The sequence below is a fragment of the Microbacterium sp. genome (genome assembly GCF_035687345.1).
Taxonomy (GTDB): Bacteria; Actinomycetota; Actinomycetes; order Actinomycetales; family Microbacteriaceae; genus Microbacterium.
In genome coordinates this window covers 32,859-48,225 of sequence record NZ_DASRXZ010000134.1, presented here as the reverse complement: position 1 = coordinate 48,225, position 15,367 = coordinate 32,859, and the positions used below count along the sequence as shown (strand labels likewise).

15 protein-coding genes are annotated in these 15,367 nt (G+C 70.6%); 6 read left to right on the top strand and 9 right to left on the bottom strand.

From position 1 onward, the window contains the following. Nucleotides 1–48 precede the first annotated feature (48 nt). Nucleotides 49–495 carry an Lrp/AsnC family transcriptional regulator gene (locus VFF97_RS16040; protein ID WP_325034507.1) on the top strand — a complete coding sequence of 149 codons (447 nt, stop codon included), beginning with the start codon at nt 49–51 and terminating at the stop codon, nt 493–495. 20 nt (nt 496–515) lie between these two features. Further along, nucleotides 516–1,502, top strand: a complete 987-nt coding sequence (locus tag VFF97_RS16035) for a diacylglycerol/lipid kinase family protein (protein ID WP_325034506.1) — start codon at nt 516–518, stop codon at nt 1,500–1,502. 65 nt (nt 1,503–1,567) lie between these two features. On the opposite strand, the gene VFF97_RS16030 is transcribed toward VFF97_RS16035, so the two are convergent. The 8 genes from VFF97_RS16030 to VFF97_RS15995 all read right to left on the bottom strand — a co-directional run bounded on the left by VFF97_RS16030 (nt 1,568) and on the right by VFF97_RS15995 (nt 10,403). Next, complete coding sequence (locus VFF97_RS16030) at nt 1,568–2,170, bottom strand: response regulator transcription factor (protein WP_325034505.1); 603 nt, start codon at nt 2,168–2,170, stop codon at nt 1,568–1,570. Further along, nucleotides 2,167–3,285: a sensor histidine kinase gene (locus VFF97_RS16025; RefSeq protein WP_325034504.1), complete on the bottom strand. Its 1,119-nt coding sequence runs from the start codon at nt 3,283–3,285 to the stop codon at nt 2,167–2,169. Before VFF97_RS16025 ends, VFF97_RS16030 begins: the two co-directional genes overlap by 4 nt. Further along, entirely contained in the window at nt 3,282–3,746 is a 465-nt protein-coding gene (locus VFF97_RS16020; RefSeq protein ID WP_325034503.1) for a DUF6069 family protein, read from the bottom strand. The genes VFF97_RS16025 and VFF97_RS16020 overlap by 4 nt, the downstream gene beginning before the upstream one ends. Nucleotides 3,747–3,878: 132 nt before the next feature. Then, nucleotides 3,879–5,411: a CoA-acylating methylmalonate-semialdehyde dehydrogenase gene (locus VFF97_RS16015; RefSeq protein WP_325034502.1), complete on the bottom strand. Its 1,533-nt coding sequence runs from the start codon at nt 5,409–5,411 to the stop codon at nt 3,879–3,881. 33 nt (nt 5,412–5,444) lie between these two features. Further along, on the bottom strand, nt 5,445–6,779 hold the full coding sequence (locus VFF97_RS16010; RefSeq protein ID WP_325034501.1) for an aspartate aminotransferase family protein: 1,335 nt from the start codon (nt 6,777–6,779) through the stop codon (nt 5,445–5,447). A 69-nt stretch (nt 6,780–6,848) separates the two neighbouring features. Beyond that, the gene (locus tag VFF97_RS16005; RefSeq protein WP_325034500.1) at nt 6,849–7,883 is read right to left on the bottom strand and encodes a TIGR03842 family LLM class F420-dependent oxidoreductase; all 1,035 of its coding nucleotides are present in this window, start codon (nt 7,881–7,883) and stop codon (nt 6,849–6,851) included. A 40-nt stretch (nt 7,884–7,923) separates the two neighbouring features. Further along, complete coding sequence (hydA, locus tag VFF97_RS16000) at nt 7,924–9,360, bottom strand: dihydropyrimidinase (protein ID WP_325034499.1); 1,437 nt, start codon at nt 9,358–9,360, stop codon at nt 7,924–7,926. Nucleotides 9,361–9,554: 194 nt separating this feature from the next. Further along, the gene (locus tag VFF97_RS15995) at nt 9,555–10,403 is read right to left on the bottom strand and encodes a nitrilase-related carbon-nitrogen hydrolase (protein WP_325034498.1); all 849 of its coding nucleotides are present in this window, start codon (nt 10,401–10,403) and stop codon (nt 9,555–9,557) included. 128 nt (nt 10,404–10,531) lie between these two features. Between VFF97_RS15995 and VFF97_RS15990 the strand changes: the two genes are divergently transcribed. The 4 genes from VFF97_RS15990 to VFF97_RS15975 all read left to right on the top strand — a co-directional run bounded on the left by VFF97_RS15990 (nt 10,532) and on the right by VFF97_RS15975 (nt 14,741). After that, complete coding sequence (locus tag VFF97_RS15990; protein ID WP_414684279.1) at nt 10,532–11,707, top strand: sensor histidine kinase; 1,176 nt, start codon at nt 10,532–10,534, stop codon at nt 11,705–11,707. Next, the gene (locus VFF97_RS15985; RefSeq protein WP_325034496.1) at nt 11,704–12,357 is read left to right on the top strand and encodes a response regulator transcription factor; all 654 of its coding nucleotides are present in this window, start codon (nt 11,704–11,706) and stop codon (nt 12,355–12,357) included. The genes VFF97_RS15990 and VFF97_RS15985 overlap by 4 nt, the downstream gene beginning before the upstream one ends. Before the next feature lie 120 nt (nt 12,358–12,477). Further along, the gene (locus VFF97_RS15980; protein ID WP_325034495.1) at nt 12,478–13,275 is read left to right on the top strand and encodes an ABC transporter ATP-binding protein; all 798 of its coding nucleotides are present in this window, start codon (nt 12,478–12,480) and stop codon (nt 13,273–13,275) included. Between the two features lie 29 nt (nt 13,276–13,304). Continuing rightward, entirely contained in the window at nt 13,305–14,741 is a 1,437-nt protein-coding gene (locus VFF97_RS15975) for an ABC transporter permease (protein ID WP_325034525.1), read from the top strand. A gap of 47 nt (nt 14,742–14,788) precedes the next feature. On the opposite strand, the gene VFF97_RS15970 is transcribed toward VFF97_RS15975, so the two are convergent. Beyond that, the gene (locus VFF97_RS15970) at nt 14,789–15,325 is read right to left on the bottom strand and encodes a hypothetical protein (RefSeq protein ID WP_325034494.1); all 537 of its coding nucleotides are present in this window, start codon (nt 15,323–15,325) and stop codon (nt 14,789–14,791) included. Between the last annotated feature and the right edge of the window lie 42 nt (nt 15,326–15,367).

Here is a 15,367-nt window from a genome sequence, read left to right as displayed (position 1 = left end):
ACGTAAGAATTCCGGCGAGTGATGAACTCAACCGGTATTCTTCCATGCGTGGACGACCCTGTCGATCTGGCGATCATCACCGAGGTGTCGCGCGACGCGCGTGCGACGCTGGCCCAGCTCTCCGAGCGTGTCGGCCTGTCGGTGTCGGCTGTGCAAGCGCGACTGAAGCGGCTCGAGAGCAACGGCGTCATCGCGGGATACCGCGCGGTCGTCGATGCCGAAGCGGTCGGCAAGCCGCTGTCGGCGTTCATCGAGATCACGCCGCTCGACCCCGGCCAGCCCGACAACGCGCCCGAGCTGCTCGAGCACCTTCCCGAGATCGAGGCGTGCCACTCGATCGCGGGCGACGCGAGCTACATCCTGTTCGTGCGGGTCGCGACGCCACGGCATCTCGAGGGACTCATCCGCGAGATCCGGCAGGCCGCCTCCGTCAACACGCGCACGACCGTCGTCCTGCAGACCTTCTTCGAGAACCGGCCGATCCTCCCCGCATGACGGGCGGGTAGCCTCGCCTCATGGCCGCTGCCGTTCCGGAGCCGTCCGTCGTCGCTCGCGGCCGCGGGGTGCTGATCGTGCGCAACCCCCGATCCGGCACGGCGGTGCTCCGCATCGACCCCGCGGAGCTCATCGCCGAGCGGCTCCCCGAGGCGGACGTGCGCGAGCTCGGCGAAGGCGACGACCTGGCGGACATCGTCGATGCGGCGATGAGAGCGGATGCCCCACCCGCCGTCCTCGGCGTGTACGGCGGCGACGGATCCGTGTCGCGCATGGCCGAGCTCGCACGCAAGCACGATCGGCCGCTCCTCGTCATGCCCGGCGGCACGTTCAACCACTTCGCGCGCTCCGCGGGGATCGTCGACGTCGCGACCGCGATCGACGCGCTCGAAGGGGGATCGACCGTCGAGGTCAGCGCGGTCGAGGTCACCGCCGACGACGAGCCGCCGATCCTCGCGCTGAACGCCGTCTCGATCGGCGCGTATCCCGAGCTCATCGACGAGCGCGATCGCCGCCGCGCGCGCCTGGGCAAGTGGCTCGGCGGAATCGTGGCGGCGTGGATCGCGCTGCGCAGCGCGGAGCCGCTCGCGATCGTGCGCGACGGCCGGCGCGCGCGTGTGTGGTCGGTGTTCATCGGCGTGGGCCGCAGCGATCCGAAGCGCGTCGCGACGATGCAGCGCGAGGACCTGGACGACCCGACCCTCGACGTGCGCATCCACCATGCTCGGGGAACCCGGATGCGGGCCATCGCGTCGCTCGCGTTCGGCAAGCGCACCGCCGCGGTCCTGCATTCGCTGAAGCTCATGCCGCCGCGTTCGGACGTCGAGCGGCTCGTCGTGCCGGAGTTCGACATGACCGTCCGCACCGAGCCCGGGCGCCCGTCCGTCTACGTGCACGACGGGGAGCTGGAGGAGCGGGCGGAGGGCGGCTTCCGGCTGCGATGCGTCATCGTTCCACGGGCCGTGACCGTGTACGCGCGGGAGGACGGCGACGCGTCGGCGGGTTGAGACGCGTCGTCTCGCTGCGCTCGCTCAGCGACCGGTGGCGCGAGCGCAGCGACGAGACCGGTCGGCTACAGCCACCCCCGCTCGCGCGCCAGCACGGCGGCCTCGATCCGGTTCGCCGTGCCGGTCTTGCCGATCGCCGCGGAGAGGTGATTGCGCACGGTGCTGCGCGACAGGTGCAGCAGCGCCGCGATGGACGCGATCGACGCCCCGCCCTCGCACGCGCGCAGCACTTCGCGTTCGCGCTCGGTGAGCGGGTTCGGCTCGGCGCGCAACGCGGTCGTCGCGAAGTCGGGGTCCACGACGATCGATCCCGCCGCGACGGAGCGCAACTGCGCCGCGAGGTGCGTCGCGGGGGCGTCCTTGAGGAGGAAGCCCCGCGCGCCGAGCTGGAGCGCGCGCTGAAGGTAGCCCGGCCGCGCGAACGTCGTGAGCACGACGACATGGGCGTTGGGCACCGCGCGACGCAGGTCGGGGATGACGTCGAGCCCGCTGCGGCCGGGCAGCTCGATGTCGAGGAGTGCCATGTCCGGTTGCGTGCGCTCCGCCGTCGGAACGATGTCGTCGCCCCGCTCGACCTGCGCGACGATCTCGATGTCGCCCTCCAGCTCGAGGAGGGTCGCGAGAGCGGTCCGCAGCAGAGCCTGGTCCTCGGCGATGAGCACCCTCACGCGGGCACCTCCGCCCGCACGCGGAAGCCGCCGTTCGCCTCGACGACGAGCTCACCGCCGAGACGCCGCACGCGTTCGCGGAGGCCCGTGAGCCCCGTGCCCTCCCGCACCGTCGCCGGTGCCGCGCCGTCGTCCGCAACTTCGATCGATGCTCGAGACGGCTCCGCCACCACGGTCACGCGGCACACCGTCGCGCGCTGCGCGTGGCGCACGAGGTTCGTCGACGCCTCGAGCACGATCGACCCGAACAGCGCGTCGATCTCGGCGTCGAGGTTGCCCGCGTCCTTGCGCACGGCGAGGCCGACGCCCCGCGAGGCCAGTGACGCGCGCGCCCTCTCCAGCTCGGCGTCGAGCGACGAACGCCGGTAGCCCGCGACGGCCGTGCGCAGCTCGCGCAGTGCGTCCCGCCCGAGACGCTCGATGTCCGCGGCGTGCTCGGCCGCGGCATCCGGATCCGTCGGCGCCAGCCGCCTCGCCGTCTCGGCCTTGACGACGATGACCGACAGGGTGTGTCCGGCCACGTCGTGCAGGTCCCTCGCGAAGCGCAGGCGCTCCTCCTCGACGGCGGCGCGGGCGAGCAGCCGCCGTGTGCGTTCGAGCTCGGCGTTGCTCACGGCGAGCTGCTGGATGACGAACGCGCCCACGCCGGTGAACAGCACCGTTGCGCTCGCCGCGACGATCGCGTGCGACGCCGCCAGCGCGGTCGTCACGCCCGCGACGATCGCCGCGGCGACGAGCGTGATGGCGCTGCCGAGGGCGGGGAAGCCGATCGCGGCGGCCACGCCCGTGAAGCCCCACGCCGAGATCCAGCCGTCGCCTTCCGTCAGCACCACCGCCGCGCACGCGCCGACGAGGGCGGTGAGGGTCACGGGGCGGATGACGCGCAGCGTCCAGGCCGGCGTCTCGATCGCGAGCCACACGAAGCCCGCGAACAGTGCGGGGATGACGACGAGCGCGATGATGCCCACGGGGGACGGATCCTGGACCGTCGCGATGAGCGGCCCGATCATGAGCACGGGCGTCCAGATCGAGACGATCCATCCCCAGCGGTGGCGCCCCATCCAGCGGAAGGCCCGCAGCCGGAAGTCGTCCGCGCCTGCGCCGATCGCGATCACCTCCCGTCGCCGTAGGCTACCGCGCGCTCGGGCGGAGTCGCGGCGGCGGATTCGCCCGCGGCGTCTACGGCGCCCGCCGCCCGCGAGGCCAGCAGCACGCTCGTGATCGTGACCGCGGTGACGATGTGCAGCGCCGCGAGGCCTACGACGGCGCCCGGCGACGTGCCGCCGAGGGGGCCTGCGAGCGAGACGACGAGGAACACGGCGGCGGTGATCGCGAACCAGCGCACCGGATGCCGCGTCCACTTCTCGAACGCCGCGAGCACGAGCCACGCGGGGATGGCCGCGACGCCCGCGATGACCGCCGCCACGACGGCGCCGACCGTGATGGGGGAGCCCGCGCCGGTCACGGCTTCGAGCTCGATTCCCAGCACCGGCACCTCGATGAGCCACACGACGAGGGCCGCGAGCGCCGCGGCGGGGATGGTCAGGAGACGGATGATTCGGCGACGAGTGAACATGCGCTCGACGCTACGGACGGCCCGCGCAGGCCGGCAGAGCCGTCGGTACCCGATCGGGCAGGACGAATGTCCCGGATGCCGCGCCCGACGCAGGCCGCGCGGGCGCGGCATCCGGTGTTGTCGTTCTCGCCGTCAGTCGTGCTGCGGGAAGCCCAGGTTCAGGCCGCCGTGCGACGGGTCGAGCCAGCGCGAGGTGACCGCCTTCTCGGCCGTGAAGAACTCGAAGCCGTGGGGTCCGTACGCCTTCGCGTCGCCGAAGAGCGAGGCCTTCCAGCCGCCGAACGAGTGGTACGCGACCGGCACGGGGATCGGCACGTTGATGCCGATCATGCCCACTGTCGCCTCCCGCTGGAAGCGCCGTGCGGCGCCGCCGTCGTTCGTGAAGATCGCGGTGCCGTTGCCGTACGGGCTCGAGTTGACGATGTCGAGGCCGTCCTCGTAGCCCTCGACGCGAACGACCGACAACACCGGGCCGAAGATCTCGTCCTTGTAGACGGACGACTCCATGGGCACCTTGTCGATGAGGGTCGGGCCGAGCCAGAAGCCGTCGGGATCGCCGTCTACCTCGACGCCGCGGCCGTCGACGACGACGGATGCGCCGTCCTGCTTCGCCACGTCGATGTACGAGGCGACCTTGTCGCGGTGCTGGCCGGTGATGAGCGGACCCATGTCGCACGAGCGCATGCCGTCGCCGATCTTGAGCGTGGCCATGCGCTGCGAGATCTTCTCGACCAGCTCGTCGGCGATCGTGTCGACCGCGAGGACGACCGAGATGGCCATGCAGCGCTCGCCGGCCGAGCCGAAGCCCGCGTTGACGGCCGCGTCGGCGGCGAGATCGAGGTCGGCGTCCGGCAGCACGAGCATGTGGTTCTTCGCGCCGCCGAGCGCCTGCACGCGCTTGCCGTTGCGTGTCGCGTTCTCGTACACGTACTTCGCGATCGGGGTCGAGCCCACGAACGAGATCGCGCGCACGTCCGGGTGCTCGAGGAGGCGGTCCACGGCCTCCTTGTCACCGTGCACGACGTTGAGCACGCCGTCGGGGAGTCCGGCCTCCTTGAGGAGCGCGGCCATCCAGTTCGCCGCCGTCGGGTCCTTCTCGGAGGGCTTCAGCACGACGGCGTTGCCCGCAGCGAGCGCGATCGAGAAGAACCACAGCGGCACCATGGCCGGGAAGTTGAAGGGGCTGATGATGCCCACGACCCCGAGCGGCTGGCGCAGCGTGTAGACGTCGATGCCCGTCGAGACGTTCTCGGAGTACGCGCCCTTCGTGAGGTGGCCGAGGCCGCACGCGAACTCGACGACCTCCATGCCGCGCGCGATCTCGCCGAGCGCGTCGGAGAGCACCTTGCCGTGCTCCGCCGTGAGGATCTCGGCGAGCTCGTCCTTGCGGGCGTTGAGCAGCTCGCGGAACTGGAACATGACCGCCTGGCGCTTCGCGATCGAGGTGTCGCGCCACTGGGTCCACGCGCCGGAGGCGACGGCGACCGCCGCGTCGACATCGGCGGCCGAGGCGAGGCGCACCTCCTTCTGGACACGGCCCTGCGCGGGGTTGAACACGGGCCCCGTGCGCTCGGACTCGCCGGTCCAGGCGGACCCGCCGACCCAGTGGTCGAGGATCGTGGTCGCGGACTCGGCGGTCCGCTCCAGAGTCGTGGTGTCGGTCATGGTCTCCTCCTTGAAACTGCCCTCGTGGGGACTTCAGAGCTCGTCCGCTTCGACGACGCCCAGAGCCTCATCGTAGATCGACATCGCCTGAGCGACCTCTTCGGGGGTCACGACGCAGGGCGGGACGACGTGGATGCGGTTCTCGGCGGCGAAGGGCAGCAGACCCCTCGCGACGAGCTCCTTCTTGAGACGTCCGATGACGTCGGCGCCGACCGGTTCGCGCGTCTCACGGTCGCGCACGAACTCCATCGCCCAGAACACTCCTTCGCCGCGAACCTCGCCGATCAGCGGATGCTTCGCCTGCAGCTCGCGCAAGCCGGGGCCGATCGCCTCGGCGCCGACGCGGCGCGCGTTGTCGACGATGCCCTCGCTCTCCATCGCGTCGAGCGCACCGATGATCGAGGCTGCGGCGAGCGGATGCCCCGAGTAGGTGAGCCCGCCCGGGAACACGCGCTCGTCGAATGTCTTCGCGATGGGCTCCGAGATGATGACGCCGCCCACCGGCACGTAGCCGGAGTTGACGCCCTTCGCGAACGTGATGAGGTCGGGGACGACGTCGTACCCCTGGAACGCGAACCACCGGCCGGTGCGCCCGAAGCCCGCCATCACCTCGTCGAGGATGAGCACGATGTCGTACTTGTCGGCGAGCGCCCGCACGCCCGCGAGGTACCCGGGCGGCGGCACGAGGATCCCCGCCGTGCCCGGTACCGATTCGAGCAGCAGCGCGGCGATCGTCTGCGGCCCCTCGGATTGGATGACCCGCTCGAGGTGGTGGAGTGCGCGCTCCGACTCCTCCTCGGGCGTCGTGGCCCAGAACTCCGAGCGGTAGAGGTAGGGCCCGAAGAAGTGCACGTGTCCGCGTGCGTACTGGTTCGGCATCCGTCGCCAATCGCCCGTCGCGACGATCGCGGCACCCGTGTTGCCGTGGTACGAGCGGTACGTCGACAGCACCGTGTCGCGGCCGGTGTGCAGCCGCGCCATGCGGATGGCGTTCTCGACGGCATCCGCCCCGCCGTTCGTGAAGAAGACCTTCTCGAAGCCTTCGGGCGCCTTCGCGAGGATGCGCTCCGCCGCACGCCCGCGCGTGAGGTTCGATGTGGCGGGGCCGATCGTCGCGAGCCGGGCCGCCTGCTCCTGAATGGCTTTCACGACGGCCGGATGCTGGTGCCCGATGTTCACGTTGACGAGCTGGCTCGCGAAGTCGAGCATCCGGTTGCCCGCGTGATCCCACACCGTCGTGCCCCGGCCGCCCGCGATGACGGGCAGGTCGAGATGCGCCTGCGCGGACCACGAATGGAACACGTGCTCGCGGTCGATGCGGCGGGCCTCGGCATCCAGGTCGACGGCGGTGTCGGTTTCGGTGCTCATGTCTCGATCCTCCCGCCGGTCCTCGCACCTGTCGAGGCCGTTTTCACCGGTTGATCGAGCAGCCCGGCGCTACCTCTTGGCCCGCACGTGCTCGGTGAGCGCCGGGATCACCGTCTCGCCGTAGACCCGCAGCGTCTCCTCCTTGTTGTCGTGCTGCAGGTAGCCGGCGAACTGCGTGACGCCGAGCTCCGACAGGGCTTTGAGCTTCTCGATGTGCTCGTCCGCTGTGCCGAGGATGCAGAAGCGGTCGACGATCTCGTCGGGCACGAAGTCGACGTGGTCGTTCTCGGCGCGCCCGTGCGTGTTGTAGTCGTAGCCTTTGCGGCCCTCGATGTAGGACGTCAGAGCCTGGGGGACGGCGTTCCCGGTTGCCGAGCCTGTCGTGGCACCGTACTTCGCGACGATGTCGGCGACGTGGTTGCCGACCATTCCACCGAACCAGCGGCACTGCTCGCGCTGGTGGGCGAGGTCGGCGCCGACGTACATCGGGGCGGCGACGCAGAAGGCGAGCGAGTCGGGGTCGCGACCCGCGTTCGCCGCGGCCTCCTTCACCGTCTTGATCATCCACGCGGCGATGTCGACGTCGGCAAGCTGCAGGATGTAGCCGTCGCCCACCTCGCCGGCCAGCTTGAGCGCCATCGGCCCATACGCCGCGACCCACACGTCGAGCTTCGAGCCGTGACTCCACGGGAACTGCAGCGTCGCGCCGTTGTACTCGACAGGCCGCGAGTTCGCCAGCTCGCGGATCACGTGGATCGACTCGCGCAGCTCCGCCATGGAGGTCGGCTTGCCGTTCGTGACACGCACGGCCGAGTCCCCGCGGCCGATGCCGCAGATCGTGCGGTTGCCGTACATCTCGTTGAGGGTGGCGAACACGGATGCCGTCACCGTCCAGTCCCGCGTCGCGGGGTTCGTCACGAACGGCCCCACCGTGACGCGGTTCGTCTCGGCGAGGATCGCCGAGTGGATGACGTACGGCTCCTCCCACAGCAGGTGCGAGTCGAACGTCCACACGTGCGAGAACCCGTGCGCCTCGGCGAGCTTGGCGAGCTGCACCGTGCGCGCCGCAGGCGGGTTGGTCTGCAGGACGACTCCGAAGTCCATCAGCGAACTCCTTCCCTTCGGGCGCTGGGCGACCGGCTCTTCACGTCAGGTACTGGCCCAGGCCGCGCTTGAGGAACTGCCCGTCGCCGGCGCGCCCCACATATTCGCCGCCGTCGACGATGACCTTGCCGCGCGAGATCACCGTGTCGACGTGCCCGTCGATCTCGAAGCCCTCCCACGCGGAGTGGTCCATGTTCATGTGGTGCGTCTTGCCGTACCCGATCGAGGTGTGCCCGTTCGGGTCGTACACGACGACGTCGGCATCGGCCCCCGGCTGGATGACGCCCTTCCTTCCGTACAGGCCGAACATGCGGGCCGGCGTCGTCGAGGTGAGCTCGACCCAGCGCTCGAGCGTGATCTTCCCCGTCACGACGCCCTGGTACATGAGGTCCATGCGGTGCTCGACGCCGCCGATGCCGTTCGGGATCGCGCGGAAGTCGTCCTTGCCGAGCTCCTTCTGGTCCTTCATGCAGAACGGGCAATGGTCGGTCGAGACCATCTGCAGGTCGTTCGTGCGCAGCGCCTGCCACATGTGGTCCTGGTGACCCTCGGCGCGGCTGCGCAACGGGGTAGAGCACACCCACTTCGCACCCTCGAACTGGCCCCATTCGTCGCTGAACGCACCGAGCTGCTCTTCGAGCGACAGGTACAGGTACTGCGGACACGTCTCGCCGAACACGTTCTGCCCCTGGTCGCGCGCCCACGCGAGCTGCTCGACCGCCTGCTTCGCCGATACGTGCACGACGTACAGCGGCGCGCCCGTCAGGTTCGCGAGCATGATCGACCGGTGCGTGGCCTCCTCCTCCATCTGCCACGCGCGTGCGATGCCGTGGTAGTACGGCGCCTTCTTGCCCGCCTCGGCGAGCTGCGCGGCGAGCACGTCGATCGCGGGCCCGTTCTCGGCGTGCATCATCGTGAGCAAGCCGGTCTCGGCCGACTTCTGCATCGCCTGGAGCACCTGCGCGTCATCCGAGTAGAAGACGCCCGGATACGCCATGAACAGCTTGAAGCTCGTGACTCCCTCGTCGATGAGGGAGTCCATCGCGCGCAGCGAGTCGTCGTCGACCCCGCCGATGATCTGGTGGAAGCCGTAGTCGATCGCGCAGTTGCCGCGCGCCTTCTCGTGCCACGCGGCCAGACCGTCCTCGACGCGCTCGCCGTAGCGTTGCACCGCGAAGTCGATGATCGTGGTCGTGCCGCCCCACGCGGCCGCCCGCGTCCCGGTCTCGAACGTGTCCGACGCGTTCGTGCCGCCGAACGGCAGCTCCATGTGCGTGTGCGCGTCGATTCCGCCCGGGATCACGTATTTGCCGGTCGCGTCGATGACGGTGTCGACGGATGCCGCGACATCCGTACCCAGCAATTGCGAGCCCGGCGCGAGGACGGCCGCGATCGTCGCGCCGTCGATGAGCACGTCCGCTTCGGCGCGGCCTGTGGCGGAGACGACGGTGCCTCCTCGGATGAGTGTGGTTGCCATTCCTCTTCCCTCCCATATCCCCGAATGAGTGACTGCCGCCTTGCCTGCCGTCTATGTGTCCGCCGCCTGCCTCGCGAGCGGAGCGATGCGGTGTCCGCCGACGCTGGCATCGGGTTTGGCGGGAGCCGACCGAAGGCCAGCGGGGGAATGCGTCGGCGGACACCGCATCGCGCAGCGCACTCCAGACACTGCCGTCATGGGGCGACGATGTCGCCGTAGGTGTCCGGGCGGCGGTCGCGATAGAACTGCCAGTCATCGCGCATCTCCTGGACCATGTCGAGGTCCAGATCCCTGACGAGGAGCTCCTCGTGCTCGCTCGAGCCGCGCTCGCCGACGAAGTCACCGCGCGGGTCGATCACCTGGCTCGTGCCGTAGAAGGTGACGGCATCCTCGCCGTATTCGTTGTCCTCGCGGCCGACGCGGTTCGGCTGAAGCACGAAGTAGCCGTTCGCGACCGCGGCGGCGGGCCCCTCGATCTCCCACAGGCGGTTCGAGAGCCCGGGCTTGGTCGCGTTCGGGTTGAAGACGATGTGCGCCCCGTTGAGCCCGAGCTCGCGCCACCCCTCGGGGAAATGCCGGTCGTAGCAGATGTACATGCCGACCTTGCCGACAGCGGTGTCGAACACGGGGTACCCGAGATTGCCGGGCCGGAAGTAGAACTTCTCCCAGAACTTCTCGAGATTGGGCAGGTGGTTCTTGCGGTACTTCCCGAGGATCGTGCCATCGGCGTCCACGAGCACCGAGGTGTTGTAGTACACGCCCGTCTGGGCCTCTTCGTAGATCGGCAGCACCATGACGACGCCGAGCTCCTTCGCGACGGCCGCGAACCGCTGCACGATCGGCCCGTCGGCGGGTTCCGCGAAGCGGTAGTACTTCTTGTCCTGCGTGATGCCGAAGTAGGGACCGTAGAACAGCTCCTGGAAGCACACGACCGCGGCGCCCTGGGCCGCCGCATCGCGGGCGAATCCCTCGTGCTTGTCGAGCATCGAGTCCTTGTCGCCCGTCCAGGTCGTCTGCGAGATCGCCGCACGTACCGTCGTCATCGTGTTTCCTCTCTCCGCTTGTGTGGGACCGTAGAGCCTGCGTCGTCGCGGGACAAGAGGTGCACCCGACGCCGCGCGGGATACATCTCGAGACGGATGCCGCGACATCCGGTGTCACGTACCGTGAGATGGTGCTCCGCCCGCTGAAGACGTACCAGCTCATCGTCGACATCGCGGTCGCGCTGGTCTTCCTGTCGCTCGCGTTGCCGTTCGAGATCTCGACGCTGCGCAGCTCGGGCGTGCCGGGTGGTGTGGTGTCGCTCGTCCTGGGCGGCATCGTGGTCATCCTGTTCGCCGCGGCCCTCGCGATCCGGCGTCTGTCGCCCGCGCTCGCGCTCGGCGTCGCGTGGGCGGCCGCGATCGTGCAGATGGCATCCGGCGGCGCCCCGAGCTTCGTGGACTTCGCGGTCTTCGCCGTGCTGTACGCGGCGGCGGCGTACGGCTCCGAGCGCGTGTTCTGGCTCGGGCTCGCGTCGGCGCTGGGCGGTGCGCTCGTGGCGACCCTGTACCTCTACGCGGGTCCTGGCAGCGGCGGCTTCAGCTGGGAGACGATCAGCGTCGCGATCGCCGTGTACATCGCCGCGACCTTCGCGCTCATGCTCTCGTGGACCGCGGGCGCCCTCGTGCGCACCGCGATGCGCGCGCGCGAGAACCGGCTCGCGCAGCAGCGCGCCGAGGCCGATGCGATCGCCGAGCAGGAGCGCGTGCGCATCGCGCGCGACATGCACGACGTCGTCGCGCATTCGCTCGCGGTCGTGATCGCGCAGGCCGACGGCGCGCGGTACGCCGCGAAGGCCGATCCGGATGCCGCGACCGCCGCCCTCGGCACGATCTCCACCACCGCGCGGTCGGCCCTCGCCGACGTGCGACTGCTGCTCACGCAGCTGCGTCACTCCCAGGCGGACGGACCGCAGCCGACGCTCGCCGACCTCGAGGAGCTCTACGCGCAGGTGCGCGCGGCGGGCCTCGAGCTGCGCGTCGATGTCGACCCTGCACCACTGGGCACCCCGCCCGCGGCGCTCCAGCTCGCGGTGTACCGCATCCTGCAGGAGGCGCTCACGAACGCGCTCCGCCACGGCACGGGTCCCGTCGATGTGCTGCTGTCGTGGCATCCGGATCGTGTCGACCTCCACGTGCGCAACCTGCTCCTGGCGACCGTCCCGGCTGATGCGCCGCCCGGTGGGCGCCACGGTCTCATCGGCATGCGGGAGCGCGCGCAGCTCGTCGGCGGGAGCCTCGACGCGGGCGAGGAGGCCGGTGCCTTCGTCGTGCGCGCGCGGCTGCCGATCGGGGGTGCGACATGAGCGCCGAGGGCACGATCCGGGTCGTGCTGGTCGACGACCAGGCGCTGTTCCGCGCCGGCATCCGCATGCTCGTCGACTCGCAGCCCGACCTCGAGATCGTGGGCGAGGCGTTCGACGGACGCGAGGCGCTCACGGTCGTGCGGGCGACGCGTCCAGACGTCGTGCTGATGGACATCCGGATGCCGGTCATGGACGGGCTCGCGGCGACCGCCGAGCTGCTGCGCGACGCCGACCCGCCGCGCATCGTCATGCTCACGACGTTTGACCTCGACGAGGCGGCGGCGCGCGCGATCCGCGAGGGTGCGAGCGGGTTCCTGCTCAAGGACGCCGAGCCGGAGTTCCTGCTCGCCGCGATCCGCACCGTGCACTCGGGGTCGGCGGTCATCGCCGCGTCGGCCACACGCGACCTCTTCGCGCACTTCTCGGCGCCCGCGCAGAGCGCGCCGCCGCGCGAGTACACCGACCTCACCGAGCGCGAGCGCGAGATCTTCGCGCTCGCCGCGCGGGGTCTGTCGAATGCCGAGATCGCGGCGCGCGAGTTCCTGTCGGAAGCGACGGTGAAGACGCACATCAGCCGCATCCTCACCAAGCTCGGTCTGCGCGACCGAGTGCAGCTCGTCGTGTTCGCGTACGAGCACGGGCTCGCGTAGCGCTTCGTCTCGCTGCGCTCGCTCAGCGACAGGGAGCACCCGCGAATCATCCTTGCGATGTATGCGGATGCCTCTCCGGGTCGACGCGGCGGCCCCGCGGGCATCCGTAGCGTCGCAGACATGCACATCACCTCGACAGACCTGGGCCTCGCCGCCCGGGTGCAGAACGTCACCAAGACCTACGGCTCGGGCGAGGGCGCGGTGCGCGCTCTGGACGACGTGAGCGTCGGCATCCGTCGTGGCGAGTTCACCGCCATCATGGGTCCTTCCGGTTCGGGAAAGTCGACCCTCATGCACCTCATGGCGGGCCTCGACGCCCCGACGAGCGGTCGCGCGTGGATCGGCGACACCGACATCACGGGCCTGTCCGACCTCGAGCTCACGATCCTCCGCCGTCGGCGCGTCGGGTTCGTGTTCCAGTCGTTCAACCTCGTGCCGACGCTCGACGCGCTCGGCAACATCCTGCTGCCGTTCGACCTCGACGGCCGCACGCCGTCGGCGCTCGAGCGCGCGCGCATCGACGGGCTCATCGACTCGCTCGGACTGCGTCCGCGGCTGAACCACCGTCCGCACGAGTTGAGCGGCGGCCAGCAGCAGCGCGTCGCGATCGCGCGCGCCCTCGCGACCGCGCCCGACCTCGTGTTCGCCGACGAGCCGACCGGCAACCTCGACTCGCGCTCGGGTCGTGAGGTGCTCGCGCTCCTCGCCCAGGCGAGCCGCGAGCACGGCCAGTCGATCGCGATGGTCACGCACGACCCGATCGCGGCGGCGCACGCCGATCGCGTGCTGTTCCTCGGCGACGGGCGCATCGTCGCCGACAAGCCGCGTCAGACCGCCGAGGAGATCTCGGCGTACATGCTCGCGTCCGAGCTCGGCACCGCCGGTTCAGCGCCCGTGGCAGAGGAGGTGGGCGCGTGACCGCCGTCACGGCCGACATCACGCAGCGGATGCCGCGGGCCGCCGCATCCGGATCGCACTCGTGGCTGCGCGACCGCGGCATGGGCGCGAGCATCCTCGTGTCGGCGATCTCCACGGCGTTCGGCGTCGTGCTCATCTCGGCGACCGGCTTCATCGGCGCGATGCTGCAGGCGGACCCGTACATCGGCGGCAGCGGCACGCTCGCGGCCGTCATCGCGATGCTCGCGGTGCTGCTGGTCGCGGTCGCGGTGTACGTCGCGTCGATCGTGACGGCGAACACGTTCTCGACCGTCGTCGCGGGTCGCACGCGTCGCATCGCGCTCCTGCGCCTCATCGGCGCGTCGGCGCGCTCGCAGCGAGCGGAGATCGCGCGCCAGGGGCTCGTCGTGGGGATCATCGGCGCGTTCGCGGGACTCGTGGCCGGCACCGCGCTGTCGGCGGCCGGGGTCGCGCTCATGACGCAGCTCCTCGGGCTGTCGGGTGTCGAGTACAACGTCGTCCAGGCGGTGCTGCTCGTGCCCGCGGCGGTCGTCGCCCTCACGACGTGGGCCGCAGCATGGGCCGGCTCGCGCCGTGTGCTCACGGTGACTCCTCTCCAGGCGCTCGGAGGGTCGGTCGAGGCGCCGCACGAACGCATCGCGAAGCGCAGCGGACGCAACGTCACCGCGCTCGTGCTCGTGATCATCGGCGGCGGGCTGCTCGCTCTCGGCATCGCGGCGGGCCTCGTGTCGATCTTCGGCATCCTCATCGCGTTCGCAGGCGGGATCCTGTCGTTCACCGGCATCGCGCTCGGTGCGACACTCGTGATGCCGCCCGCGCTGCGGCTCGTGGGTCGCGCCTTCGGCCGCACCGCGGTCGCGCGCCTCGCGGCCGAGAACGCGCTGCGCTACCCCGAGCGCTCGAGCCGCATGGCGATCGGCGTCGTGATGGGTGTGACCCTCGTGACGATGTTCGCGGTGGCGCTCGAGTCCGTGAAGGCGGTCCTCACGAAGTCCGCAGGCGGCGAGCTGCCCGCCGAGATGACCACGATCATCGACTCGTTCGCCGCCGTCATGATGGCGATCGTCGCGGTATCGGCGGTCATCGCCGCGGTCGGCCTCGTCAACCTCCTGACGCTCGGCATCGTGCAGCGCCGCCGTGAGCTCGGCCTGCTGCGCGCGCTCGGGCTCTCGAACGGCCAGGTCCGCCGCGTCGTGCTGCTCGAAGCGGCCCACCTCACGGTCACCGCCCTCGTGACGGGGCTCGTGCTCGGGATCGCCTACGGCTGGGCCGGTGCGCAGTCGCTGCTCGGCTCGGTTCCGGTCGACCCGGATGCCCCGCGCATCGCCAATTTCGTGGCTCCGGCCGTACCGCTGTGGCCGGTCCTCGCGATCGTCGTCGGGACGATCGTGCTCACCCTCGTGGCCGCGGTCGTTCCCACGCGGCTCGCGACCCGCGTCGCGCCGGTCGAGGCGCTCGCGGAGTGACGGGTGAGACGGATGCCCCGGCCTCGGGCTTCGGCCGGGGCATCCGTCTATTCGGGCTGATCGGGCGTCTCGTCGGACGCGAAGTCGTGCGCCCAGGACGGCGCGAGCGCGCGCAGTCGCGCCGCGCGCCACTCCCACATGGTCCACAGCACGGGCCACAGCAGGGGAGCGGTCGGTCCTCCGATGACGAGCCGATCGCGCCACAGGGTCTTCGAGGGGTCTCCGGGCGCGGGGGACACGGCGATCTGGTGGTCCCACACGTCGAGCGCCGCGAGAGGCCCCGACACCGGGATGCCGCTGTCGCGGAAGATCCGCACGGGGCCGCCGCCCGATCCCGGTGCCGGATCGGCGACGACGCGGTCGCTCACGTGGATGAGCTGCCTGCCCATCGGGACGATCCCGCCGAGGCGCAGCTGGACGCCGACCTCGCCGCCGGGCTCCCAGCTCGTGGGCAGGCCGTCGGGGGCGAGCGGCTCGAGCATCATGAGCGGACCGTAGAGCTCGGCCACGGCGCGCGGCGAGTGCAGGGCCCGCCACGCGGCATCCGCGTCGATGTCGATCACGAGCTTCTGCAGTACGCGCACGCGTCCAGTCTCGCGCAGATCGCGTGATGTCCGGGCGGGTCG